The sequence below is a fragment of the Amycolatopsis sp. Hca4 genome (genome assembly GCF_013364075.1).
Taxonomy (GTDB): domain Bacteria; phylum Actinomycetota; class Actinomycetes; order Mycobacteriales; family Pseudonocardiaceae; genus Amycolatopsis.
This window is the reverse complement of the sequence record NZ_CP054925.1, coordinates 3,796,294-3,808,563: the sequence shown is the minus strand read 5'-3', so window position 1 is coordinate 3,808,563 and position 12,270 is coordinate 3,796,294. Positions and strand designations below refer to the sequence as shown.

General features: G+C 71.4%; 7 protein-coding genes and 1 pseudogene. 3 read left to right on the top strand and 5 right to left on the bottom strand.

Annotation, left to right across the window (positions count from 1 at the left end; genetic code table 11):
- Positions 1-6: 6 nt before the first annotated feature.
- The gene (locus HUT10_RS16380; protein ID WP_176172003.1) at positions 7-516 is read left to right on the top strand and encodes a hypothetical protein; all 510 of its coding nucleotides are present in this window, start codon (positions 7-9) and stop codon (positions 514-516) included.
- Entirely contained in the window at positions 513-1,709 is a 1,197-nt protein-coding gene (locus HUT10_RS16375) for a M48 family metalloprotease (protein ID WP_176172002.1), read from the top strand. The genes HUT10_RS16380 and HUT10_RS16375 overlap by 4 nt, the downstream gene beginning before the upstream one ends.
- Here the strand turns inward: HUT10_RS16375 and HUT10_RS16370 are convergent.
- From HUT10_RS16370 to HUT10_RS16350, 5 genes and pseudogenes are all read right to left on the bottom strand, one after another.
- Positions 1,699-3,324: a CocE/NonD family hydrolase gene (locus tag HUT10_RS16370; protein WP_176172001.1), complete on the bottom strand. Its 1,626-nt coding sequence runs from the start codon at positions 3,322-3,324 to the stop codon at positions 1,699-1,701. The two genes, HUT10_RS16375 and HUT10_RS16370, sit on opposite strands and share 11 nt — an antisense overlap.
- A 50-nt stretch (positions 3,325-3,374) precedes the next feature.
- A complete protein-coding gene (gene aspA, locus HUT10_RS16365; RefSeq protein WP_176172000.1) occupies positions 3,375-4,766 on the bottom strand; it encodes an aspartate ammonia-lyase in 1,392 nt (463 codons plus the stop codon).
- Positions 4,763-5,680, bottom strand: coding sequence for an asparaginase (locus HUT10_RS16360; protein ID WP_176171999.1), 918 nt, complete (start codon positions 5,678-5,680; stop codon positions 4,763-4,765). The genes aspA and HUT10_RS16360 overlap by 4 nt, the downstream gene beginning before the upstream one ends.
- A complete protein-coding gene (locus HUT10_RS16355) occupies positions 5,677-7,107 on the bottom strand; it encodes an amino acid permease (protein WP_176171998.1) in 1,431 nt (476 codons plus the stop codon). The genes HUT10_RS16360 and HUT10_RS16355 overlap by 4 nt, the downstream gene beginning before the upstream one ends.
- Positions 7,104-7,750: pseudogene (locus HUT10_RS16350) on the bottom strand (FadR/GntR family transcriptional regulator). The gene HUT10_RS16355 and the pseudogene HUT10_RS16350 overlap by 4 nt, the downstream one beginning before the upstream one ends.
- A gap of 350 nt (positions 7,751-8,100) precedes the next feature.
- Between HUT10_RS16350 and dnaE the strand changes: the two are divergent.
- Positions 8,101-11,688 (top strand): DNA polymerase III subunit alpha, encoded by a 3,588-nt coding sequence (dnaE, locus tag HUT10_RS16345; protein ID WP_176171997.1) that lies wholly within the window; start codon positions 8,101-8,103, stop codon positions 11,686-11,688.
- Positions 11,689-12,270: the final 582 nt, after the last annotated feature.

Below are 12,270 nucleotides of genomic sequence, written 5' to 3'. Positions count from 1 at the left end.
GAACGGGTGAACGACGAGGTCATCGGCTGGGCGGTGCGGCTGGCGGCGGAGGTGGCACCGGACGAGGCGGAACTGGTTCCGTCGCTGACGGCGGCGTACCTGACGGGCGGCGCGGCGCGGCGCGAGCTGTTCGCGCGCACGAACGCGGCACCCGGCGGCTTCGACGTGACCGCGCCGATCGTGCTGTTCCCGCACGTGCTGGCAGCGGTGACGCTGACCGGCCCGGCGATCTGGGCGGCGCTGGGCGGCAACCTCAGCAGTGTTTCGACGCTGCTGAAGAACCTCGGCGACCTGTGGGACCGCCGCCGCGCGAAGCAGGTCCCGGAACCGCAGGCGCCCGGGCTGCCCGAGCTCAACCACCTGATCGACGCGATCAGCGCCGAGCTGAAGGCGGCGGGGGTGCCGGAGACCGAGAGCGAGGTTCTGACGTTCCGCATCGTCCGGGCCCTGATCAAGGACGGCGCGGGCACCCGGGCCTACCTGGCCGCGGCCCCGCCGGAGGACCCGGGCCGATGACCGGCGATCCTGTGCCCGGCACGCCCGCGCCCGCGGCGGTGCGGGGGCCGGTTCCCGGCGGCGCCCCCGCGCGGATCGGTCACCAGCCGCCGGCGCTGTCCCCGGCGCCGCCCTGGCTGCTCTTCTGGTTCTTCACCGCCCTGTGCTGGACCGTGCCCCGGCAGCTCCCCGCCTGGCGGGACAGCCTGTTCGACCTCGTCGGCGTCACCCCGAACCCCGCCGCCACCGTCCCCGGCAGCGACGTCCTGCGCGTGGCCGGACTCGTCGATCTGATGCCCGCCGTCGTGCTGCTCGCCGCCGTCGTCACCGTCGCCGGCGCCGGGGTGCGCGGGCGGCTCGTCGAGCGCCGGTATGGGCTGAGCGACGACCTCCGCACCCCGAGCCTCGCCGCCATCGCCGCCTACGCGCGGGCCCGGCTGCCCGGCGTCGAAGTCCGGGCCAACCCGCGGCGCACCGACCTGCTCGCCTTCGCCTACCTCCGCCGTCCCCGGAGGCCGCGGCTCGCCGTCTTCGCCCCGCTCGTCGTGCTCTGGCGGCGGGACCGCGCCGCCGCCGAAGCCGTCGTGCGGCACGAACTCGCGCACTGCCGGCAGGGCGACACCTACCTCGCCGGGGCCACCAGCCCGCTCGCCTTCCTCGTCCGGCACTGGTTCGCCCTGTTCGCCTGGGCCGCCGTGGTGCCGGTCGGAGCGGTGTGGTTCGCCGACGTCCTCGACGGGTCCGTGCACTCCGCCGGGCAGCTCGTCGCCGGACTGGGCCTGATGCTGCTCAACGCGCTCGGGCTGCTGCTCGCCGCCATCACGCTGCCCGTCGCCGGTTCGTGGAGCACCGAGTTCGCCGCCGACCACGTCGCCGCCGCCGGACCGGCAATGCGGCTGGGTGCCCCGCATCCCGGCCGCGTGCTCGCCCGGCTCACCCACCCGCCCATGGCCCTGCGCCGCCGGCTGCTGCGCGCGGGCCCGCGCGCCACCGCCTTCGCCGCGATCGCGTGCTACCCGCTGGGCTGGCTGGTCCAGCTGGGCTGGCTGCTGCTCGCCGCGCACGCCGCCTGGCTGCAGATCGGCGAGTCCGGCACCCTCCGCGCGCTCGGGCTCTGGGCCGCCGCGGGCTGGCCGGTCTGGACGGCCGCCGCGCTCTTGGCCGCCGCCTGGCCGCTGCTGCGCCGGCCGTGGGCGCGCGTGGTCAGCCGCTGAACACCGGCAGCGTGATCCGGGACGGCCGGGCCGCGTCGTGGAACACCTCGAAGCGGTTCGGCCTGCCGTCCACCGCCGACGTCACCGGCTCGTCCGTTCCGTGGTTCCGCCCGAACCGCGGGAACGCCCCGCCCGCCACCTGGACACGCAGCCGGTGGCTGCGGCGGAAGCGGTAGGCCGTCGGGTCGAGCGTCACCTCCGCGGTCACCACGCCGTCGGCGTCCGCGGCCGGGAAACCGGGGCGCAGCCGCAGGATCCCGTCGGTCACGTTGCGGGAAACGCCGCCGGCGTCGACGTCGCAGAGCCGGACGAAGACGTCGGCGTGGCCGAGTTCGGTGCGCACGTGCACGGTCGCCGCCACCTCGCCGATGACGTCGAGGTCCGACGGCAGCGGCTCGCCGGTGAACACCAGTACGTCCGGCCGGGCCTCGACCTCCTGGTTGTCGCGCTGTTTCCACTCGCCGGTCAGCAGCGGGCCGCCGACCGACGGCGTCGGGTCGGCCGGGTCGTAGGTGAACGTCGTCGGCAGCGCCGGGTCGGTCGCGACCTCGCCGAGCCCGCCGATCGGCCGCAGGTGCGCGCCGGTCGGCTTCGACGGCGGCGGCCACGACTCGAAGTCCAGCCACGTCCCGGCGCCCTGCAGGAACAGCCGGACCGTCGACCGCTGCAGATACGTCCGGTCGCCCAGCAGGTGCGCGCGCAGGAAGCCGAGCTGGTCGCGGATCATCGGGCCCATGCTCGCGGGCTCGCCGTGCGCCCACGGCCCGATCGTGATCCTCGGTGCCTTGCCGGCGTCGGCGAGGATCCGGAAGTCACGCAGCTGCGAGCCGATGAACAGGTCGTACCAGCCGGTCACCATCGACACCGGGACGTCGAGCCCGGCGACCTCGGCGCTGTGGTCGGACATCGCCCAGTAGTCGTCTTCGGGGACGAAGTGCCCGGTGACGTCCTGGAGGAACTGCACCGGCTTGCCGATCGCGGCCACGTCGGCGCCGCTGATCGGCAGGTGGGCCATCGCCCGGCGGGTCTTGCGCGTCTGCAGCGGGTTCGGCAGGGCGGCGAACCGTTCCTCCTGGCGGCCGATCATCGCCGACCACGAGACCATGTTGTCGGCCGCGAGCACGCCGCCCGGGTAGAACGTCGAGACGAACTCCGACGCCGTCACCCCGAGGCACATCGCGGCCGGCGGCGGGTCCAGGTACGGCCCGATCGCCCACTGCGTGTGCCCGAGGTAGCTGGCGCCCGCCATGCCGAGGGTGCCGTCGCACCACGGCTGCGCGCGCAGCCACTCGGCGGTGGCGAGGCCGTCTTCGCGTTCGAGGTGGAAGGGCCGGAACTCGCCGCCGGAGTCGAACGAGCCGCGCGTGCTCTGGATGACCGTCTGCAGCCCGTGCCGCGCGAACGTCTCGCCGAAGAGCTTCGAGAGCAGCCCCTTGCGCCCGTACGGGGTGCGGATCAGCACGACCGGCGCCGACGTCGTCCCGGCCGGCGCGTACCGGTCGGCCAGCAGCGTGACGCCGTCGGGCATCGGCACCTCGAGGTCGCGTGTCACGGCCGGCTTGGGGCCTTCGGCGCGGGGGAGTCCGAGCAGCTTGTCGACAAGTCGGTCCAGCACGGGCGCCCGCCTTCCGAAGTGGAGTCGATCCTTCCGGATCCGACCGTACCTCAGTTCGCCCGCGCGAGCGTTTCCGGACGCAGCAGCCTGGCCAGCTCTTCGGCCGGGATCAGGCCCTTCTCGACGACGAGCTCGGCGACCCCGCGTCCGGTCGCGAGCGCCTCCTTGGCGATCTCCGTCGCGGCCGCGTAGCCGATGCTCGGGTTCAGCGCCGTGACCAGGCCGATCGAGTTCTCGACGTAGGCGCGCAGGACGTCGACGTTGGCGGTGATGCCGGAAACGCACTTCTCCGCGAGGGTCCGGCAGGCCGCGCCCAGGTGCGTGATGCTTTCCGAGAGCGAGTGCAGGATGATCGGCTCGAACGCGTTGAGCTGCAGCTGCCCCGCTTCGGCGGCCATCGTCACGGTGACGTCGTTGCCGATCACCTCGAACGCGACCTGGTTGACCACCTCGGGGATCACCGGGTTGATCTTGCCGGGCATGATCGACGACCCGGCCTGCACCGGCGGCAGGTTGATCTCGTTCAGCCCGGCGCGCGGGCCCGAGGACAGCAGCCGCAGGTCGTTGCAGCTCTTGGACAGCTTGACCGCGATCCGCTTGAGGACACCGGAAAGGTGCACGAACGCGCCGCAGTCCTGGGTCGCCTCGACCAGGTCCGCGGCGGTCACGACCGGCAGCCCGGTGAGCTCGCGCAGGTGCCGGCAGGCGGCTTCGGCGTAGCCGGGCGCGGCGTTGAGGCCGGTGCCGATCGCGGTCGCGCCGAGGTTGATCTCGTGCAGCAGCGCGACGGCTTCGTTCAGCCGCTGCCGGTCCTCGCCGAGCATCACCGCGTAGGTGCCGAACTCCTGGCCGAGCGTCATCGGCACGGCGTCCTGCAGCTGCGTGCGGCCCATTTTCAGCACGTCGTGGAACTCGACGGCCTTGGCCGCGAACGCCTTCTCCAGCACGATCATCGCTTCCGACAGCCCGCGCACGGCGAGGATCGTGGCGACGTTGACCGCGGTCGGGTAGGCGTCGTTCGTCGACTGCGAGAGGTTGACGTGCTCGTTGGGGTGCACGACGTGGTAGTCGCCCTTGGCGTGCCCGAGCAGTTCCAGTGCCCGGTTGGCGATGACCTCGTTGGCGTTCATGTTGGTCGACGTCCCGGCACCGCCCTGGATGACGTCGACGACGAACTCGCCGTGCAGGGCGCCTTCGCGGATCTCCCGGCAGGCTTCGCCGATCGCGTCCGCGATCTCCGGGTCGAGCAGGCCCAGCTCGGCGTTGGCCCGTGCCGCGGCTTCCTTGACCGCGGCCAATGCCTCGACCAGGTGCGGGTAGGCGGCGAGCGTCGTGCCCGTGATCGGGAAGTTCTCGCGGGCGCGGGCGGTGTGCACGCCCCAGTACGCCTCGGCCGGGACGTCCTTGTCGCCGAGCAGGTCGTGTTCGCGGCGGGTGGTCATACGGTGCTCCCCACAGAAAGGTGTCCGGCGAAACGCAGGTTGTCGGGGCCGGGCGGGACGTCGATCCCGCACCGCCCGAGCAGCGCGGCCAGCACCGGGTAGCGCGCCCGGTCCCCGCCGTCGGCGATCTTGAACGCGATCGCCGTGCCGTCGGGCAGCGCGGCGACCTGGACGGCCTCGAAGCCGTCCTTGGCGATCAGCCCCGGCACCGCGCGCATGACGGCGGTGACGTCCCGCCTGCTGCCGCCGACCAGCTCCGGGTGCTGCCGGATCCCGGCGGCCACCAGGCCTTCCGGTGTGTCCGGCGCGGCGACCGCGATCTTCGACACGGCCGTCGCCAGCCCGCGCAGCGTGGTCGCGAACAGCGGTGCGCCGCAGCCGTCGACGGCCACCCGGGCGACGTCCCGCCCGGTCAGGTCCTCGACCGTGGCCGCGATCGCGCGTTGCAGCGGGTGGGCCGGGTCGAGGTAACCCTCGGTGGCCCAGCCGTTCACCGCGCAGGTCGCGAGCATGGCCGCGTGCTTGCCGGAGCAGTTGTGCCCGAGCCGGGACGGCGCCCGCCCCTCGGCGAGCCAGCGGTCGCGCTCGACCGGGTCGAACGGGAAGTCCGCCGGGTTGCCGAGCAGGTCGGGCGAGCGCCCGTCGAGGACGTCGAGGGTGGCGCCGAGGTGCATCGGCTCGCCCGAGTGGCTGGCCGCGGCGATGGCGAACCCGGCGGGGGACAGGCGCAGCCCGAGCCGCGCCATCGCGGTCGCCTGCAGCGGCTTCGCCGTCGACCGCGGGTACATCGGGGTGTCGACGTCCCCGGCGGCGAACCGCGTCGAGCCGTCCGGGGCGAGCACCACGGCCGAGCCGTGGTGGACGCCCTCGACCAGGCCGTCGCGGATCAGTTCGACGAGCGGCTCGTGGCTCACAGGCCCTCCTCGTCGAACGCGCGCATGTCGATCCGCCTGCGCACGCCGAACCAGCCGGCGACCAGTGCGACGACGATGGCCGGCAGCGCGAGCAAGGTGATCCGGCCGGTCTCGTCGAAGCCCATCAGCACCACGACCGCGGCGAGGAAGACCAGCGTCGCAATCTCGGTGTAGGGCGAGAACGGCAGCCGGAAGGACGGCCGCTCGAGGCCGTCCCGCTCGGCCCGGCGCACGAACAGCAGGTGGCAGAGCACGATGATGGCCCAGGTGGCGAGGATGCCGATCGCGGCGAAGTTCAGCACGATGTCGAAGGCCTCCTTCGGCACCAGGTAGTTGAGCCCGACGCCGAGCACGCACACGGCCGCGGTGAGCAGGATCCCGCCGTAGGGCACGTGGTTGCGGTTCATCACGCCGGTGAACTTCGGCGCCGAGCCCGCCACCGCCATCGACCGCAGGATCCGGCCGGTCGAGTACAGGCCCGAGTTCAGGCTGGACAGCGCCGCGGTGAGCACGACCAGGTTCATCACGCTGTCGGCCGCGGGCACGCCCAGGTGCGAGAGCACGGTGACGAACGGGCTCTGGTCCTTCGTGTAGGAGCTCCACGGCAGCAGCATCGCCAGCAGCACGACCGAGCCGACGTAGAAGACGAGGATGCGCCACATGATGGAGTTGATCGCCTTCGGCATGATCTTCTCCGGGTTCTCGGTCTCGCCCGCGGCCACGCCGACCAGCTCGACCGAGGCGTAGGCGAACACCACGCCCTGCACGATCAGCACCATCGGCAGCAGCCCGGAGGGGAAGATCCCGCCGTGGTCGGCGATCAGCTGCGGGCCGCCGGCCACGCCGTCGATCGGCGTCTGCGTCACCAGCAGGAAGATGCCGATGACCATGAACAGCACCAGCGCGGCGACCTTGATGATCGCGAACCAGAACTCCATCTCGCCGAACAGCTTCACCGACACCATGTTCAGCGTCAGCACGACGGCGAGGGCGATCAGCGCGAGCACCCACTGCGGGATCGGCGAGAAGAACGACCAGAAGTGCGCGTAGAGCGCGATCGCCGTGATGTCGGCGATGCCGGTGGTCGACCAGTTGAGGAAGTGCATCCAGCCGGCGACGTACGCGCCCTTCTCGCCCATGAACTCGCGGGCGTAGGAGACGAAGGCGCCGCTGGAGGGCCGGTACAGGATCAGCTCGCCGAGCGCGCGGACGACGAAGAAGGCGAAGAGCCCGCAGACGCCGTAGACGATCGCCAGCGCCGGGCCGGCCTGGGCGAGCCGGCCGCCCGCGCCGAGGAACAGGCCGGTGCCGATCGCGCCGCCGATGGCGATCATGTTGACGTGCCGGGACTTCAGGGCCTTGTGGTAGCCGGCGTCACCCGCGTCCGCGGTGTCGGCGGTGGTGGCCGGGACGGTCTGTTCGGTCACTGTTCCCCGTTCACGATGCTGGTCAGGGTGGCTTCGACGTGCGTCAGGTGCGCCGTCATGGCCGCGACGGCCTGCTCTTCGGAACCGCTCTCGATCGCGGTGACGATGTCCCGGTGCTCGACGTTCGACTGGCGCCGCCGGTCGCCGAGCTGGTTGAGGAAGGCGGACTGGCGGGCGAGCGCGTCCCGGATCTCCTCGATCACCTTCCGAAGACGGGGTTGCCCGAGGCCTGCGCGATGGTGATGTGGAAGAGCGAGTCGAGGGCGACCCACGCGGTGTTGTCGGTCTCGGCGTCCATCCGGTCGAGCAGGTGGCCGAGCAGGTCGAGGTCGTCCTGGCTGCGGCGCACCGCGGCGTACCCGGCGACCGGGATCTCGACGTGCCGCCGCACCTCGATGAGGTCGCGGGCCGAGTAGGGCCCGAAGGTGGGGTTGTCCGCCGGGCCGGTCGCGGTGACGAAGGTGCCCTTGCCGGTCTTCGACTCGGTCATGCCGAGCGCCTGCAGGCCCCGGAGGGCCTCCCGGATGACCGACCGGCTGACCTCGAACTCCCTGCTCAGGGCCGCTTCGGAGGGCAGCTTGGCGCCGACGGCGTACTCGCCGCGCTCGATGGCGGCGCGCAGGTGGGCCAGCACGGCTTCCATGGCGCTCACCCGGCGGGGAACACCCGGGCCACCTTGTCCGGCTGTCTGGCTGTCAGACAGGTTCATGGCGGGAATGCTCGGTGCCGGTGGTGGCGGTGTCAACGCGGGAGGCCGCCGGTGTGCGCCAGCTCACGACCTGAGCCGCCCGCTTCCGTCACTCCCGGGGACGGCTCGGCAGCGGCCCGTGTCGTGATCGTTTCCGCCCGGAAAGGGGGGCGTGTCCCAGCGGCGGAACACCGCCGTCGAGGAGCAGAATCGACCCGGCGAGCACGTGTCGGGAGTGTCGGTGGCCCAAGCTATGGTGGGGACCCGGCGCGCCGGTCCGATCCACCTAGGGGAGGTTTTCGCTGGTGTCGAACGATTCCTTCGTCCACCTGCACGTCCACACCGAGTACTCGATGCTCGACGGTGCGGCGAAGATCGCTCCTCTCTTCGCGGAGGCGGCGCGCCTCGGCATGCCCGCGGTCGGCATGACCGACCACGGCAACATGTACGGCGGCGACGAGTTCTACCAGCAGTCCAAGAAGGTGGGCATCAAGCCGATCATCGGCATCGAGGCCTACATCGCGCCGGAGAGCCGGTTCCACAAGAAGCCCGTCTTCTGGGGCCAGGCCAACCAGCGCGGCTCGGACGAGTTCGGTGAGGGCGGCGACGTCTCCGGTGGCGGTGCGTACACGCACATGACCATGCTGGCCGCGAACGCGACCGGCCTGCGGAACCTGTTCAAGCTGTCCTCGCTGGCCAGCATGCAGGGCTACTACCGCAAGCCCCGGATGGACCGCGAGCTGATCTCGGAGAACAGCTCCGGCATCATCGCCACCACCGGCTGCCCATCCGGCGAGGTGCAGACCCGGCTGCGGCTGGGCCAGCGCGAGGAGGCAATCCAGGCCGCGTCCGACTACAAGGACATCTTCGGCGCCGACAACTTCTTCCTCGAGCTGATGGACCACGGCCTGCCGATCGAGCGGTCGGTCCGCGAGGGCCTGCTGGAGATCGGCAGGCTGCTCGACCTCAAGCCGATCGCGACGAACGACTCGCACTACGTCACCAAGGACCAGGCGGACACCCACTCGGCGCTGCTGTGCGTCCAGGCGGGCAAGACCCTCAACGACCCGACCCGGTTCAAGTTCGACGGTGACGGCTACTACCTCAAGTCCGCCGCCGAGATGCGCGAGTATTGGGACAAGGAGGTGCCCGGCGCGGCCGACACGACGCTGCTGATCGCCGAGCGCGTCGAGTCCTACGAAGAGGTGTACGCGCACAAGGACCGGCTGCCGTTCTTCGAGGTCCCGGAGGGCTACGACCAGGGCAGCTGGCTGCGCGAAGAGGTCCAGCGCGGCCTGAAGTGGCGGTTCCCGGACGGCGTGCCGGACCCGTACTACAACGAGCGCATCGAGATCGAGCTCGACGTCATCATCGGCAAGGGCTTCCCGGCCTACTTCCTGATCGTCGCCGACCTCATCAGCTACGCCCGCCGCGTCGGCATCCGGGTCGGCCCCGGCCGCGGCTCGGCGGCCGGATCGCTGGTCGCGTACGTCCTCGGTATCACCAACCTGGACCCGATCCCGCAGAAGCTGCTGTTCGAGCGGTTCCTGAACCCCGAGCGCGTCTCGATGCCCGACATCGACATCGACTTCGACGACCGCCGGCGCGGCGAGATGATCCGGTACGCGACCGAGAAGTACGGCGCGGACAAGGTCGCCCAGGTCATCACCTTCGGCACGATCAAGACCAAGGCCGCGATCAAGGACTCCGCGCGCGTCCACTTCGGCCAGCCGGGGTACGCGATCGCGGACAAGATCTCCAAGGCGCTGCCGCCGCCGATCATGGCGAAGGACATCCCGCTCTCGGGCATCGTCGACTCGAAGCACGAGCGCTACGGCGAGGCCGCCGAGGTCCGCGCCCTGGTCGAGACCGACGAAGAGTGCAAGACGATCTTCGAGACCGCCCGCGGTCTCGAAGGCCTGATCCGCAACGCGGGCGTGCACGCCTGCGCGGTCATCATGTCGAGCGAGCCGCTGACCAACGCCATCCCGCTCTGGCAGCGGGACGACGGCTCGATCATCACCGGCTGGGACTACCCGTCGTGCGAGGCCATCGGCCTGCTCAAGATGGACTTCCTCGGCCTGCGCAACCTCACCGTCATCGGTGACGCGATCGACAACATCAAGGCCAACCGCGGGGTCGACGTCGACCTCGACACCCTGGGCGTCGACGACCCCGAGACGTACAAGCTGCTGGCCCGCGGCGACACGCTCGGCGTGTTCCAGCTGGACGGTGGCCCCATGCGCGACCTGCTCCGGCGCATGGAGCCCACGGTGTTCGACGACATCGTCGCGGTCGGCGCGCTGTACCGCCCCGGCCCGATGGGCATGAACGCGCACAACGACTACGCCGACCGCAAGAACAACCGGCAGAAGGTCAAGCCGATCCACCCGGAGCTCGACGAGCCGCTGCGGGAGATCCTGGCCGACACGTACGGCCTGATCGTGTACCAAGAGCAGATCATGCACATCGGCCAGAAGGTGGCCGGGTACACGATGGGCCGCGCGGACGTGCTCCGCCGCGCGATGGGCAAGAAGAAGAAGGAAGTCCTCGACAAGGAGTTCGAGGGCTTCGAAGAGGGCATGCGCAACAGCGACCTCGTGCCCGGCGGGTTCTCCAAAGAAGCGATCAAGGCGCTCTGGGACACGATCCTCCCGTTCGCCGGCTACGCGTTCAACAAGAGCCACGCGGCCGCGTACGGCCTGGTCTCCTACTGGACCGCGTACCTCAAGGCCAACTTCACCGCCGAGTACATGGCGGCCCTGCTCACCTCGGTGGGTGACAACAAGGACAAGTCGGCGGTCTACCTGTCCGAGTGCCGCCGCCTCGGCATCAAGGTGCTCCCGCCGGACGTCAACGAATCGGCCATGCGGTTCGCGGCCGTCGGGGACGACATCCGCTTCGGGCTGGGTGCCGTCCGCAACGTCGGCGCGAACGTCGTCGAGTCGATCATCAAGACCCGCGAGGAGAAGGGCAAGTACGCCTCCTTCACCGACTTCCTCGACAAGTCCGAGCTGGTGGCCTGCAACAAGCGGGTGATCGAGTCGCTGATCAAGGCGGGCGCGTTCGACTCGCTCGGCCACACGCGGCTGTCGATGATCCAGGTCCACGAGGACGCGGTCGAAGCGGTCGTCCCGCTCAAGCGCCAGGAGGCGATGGGCCAGTTCGACCTGTTCGGCTTCGGCGGCGACGAGGGGGAGGCGGCGCCGTCGTCGTCCCCGCTCGCGCACCTGAAGTTCGGCGAGGAGGAGTACCCGCGCAAGCAGCTGCTGGCCTACGAGCGCGAGATGCTCGGCCTGTACGTCTCGGCCCACCCGCTGGACGGCGCCGAGCGGATCCTGCGCAAGCACGCCCCGAAGCCGATCGCCGGCATCCTCGCCGACCCGCCACGCGAAGGCGAGATCGTCATCTCCGGGCTGATCACGTCGCTGGAGCGGCGGGTCAACAAGAAGGGCGAGCCCTGGGCGATCTGCACGGTCGAGGACATGGACGCGTCCCTCGAGGTGCTGTTCTTCCCGAAGTCGTACGCGCTCTTCGCGAGCGAGCTGATCGAGGACAACGCGGTCCTGGTCAAGGGCCGGGTCAACTGGCGCGAAGACAAGATGTCGGTCTTCGGAGGCGGCCTGGCCACGCTGGACCTGTCCGAGGTCGGCACGGGCAGCGGCGACGACGAGCCCCCCCTGGTCCTCCTCGCGGCGGCGGAGAAGATCGACCAATCGGTGGTCAGCGAGCTGCGGTCGACGCTGCTGGCGCATAAGGGCGAGACCCCGGTGCACCTGAAGCTGGTGGGCAAGAACCAGACGGTCTTCGCGCTGTACGACTACCCGGTGAAGGTCAGCTCGATGCTGATCGGCGAGCTGAAGGGCATCCGGGGGATCACGGCCTCGACGTAGGAACTGTGCCGCCCAGGGCCAGGGCCAGGGCCCAGGTGCCGGGGGCCAAGGGCCCGGGGCCCGGGGGCCGGGGCCAGGGCCGGGGGCCGGGGGGCCCGGGGGCCGGGGCCAGGGCCGGGGGCCGGGGGCCAAGGGGCCGGGTGCCAAGGGTGGCGGCGGTGGGCCGGGGGAGCGAGGAACGAGCCGTCCTCCTGCCCGGCTCTGGCCGGCTGTCCCGCCTCAGCAGCACCGGAGCCATCTCTTGGCCGCACATCCCGACCCCGCTGTCGCGGTCGATCCGCCGCCGGGCCGCCGCGCATCCCCACCTGGCCGCGGTGGCGAGCCGCCGTAGCTCGCGCGGTGTGCCGCCGGGCCGAGTCGTCTCGTTCCGCCGCGCATCCCTACCCGGCGGCGGTGGCAAGCCGCCGTAGCTCGCGCGGTGTGCCGCTGGGCCGAGCCGTCTCGTTCCGCCGCGCGTCCCCACCCGGCGGCGGTGGCGAGCCGTCTCGTTCCGCCGCGCATCCGCACCCGGCGGCGGTGGCGAGCCGCCGTAGCCCGCGCGGTGCGTCGCCGGGCCGAGCCATCCCCGCTCCGCCGCACGCC

Excerpts from the sequence above, each read along its gene's own strand:
- HUT10_RS16375 (WP_176172002.1), top strand. The coding sequence starts at position 513 with ATGACCGGCGATCCTGTGCCCGGCACGCCCGCGCCCGCGGCGGTGCGG.
- aspA (WP_176172000.1), bottom strand. The coding sequence starts at position 4,766 with ATGACCACCCGCCGCGAACACGACCTGCTCGGCGACAAGGACGTCCCG.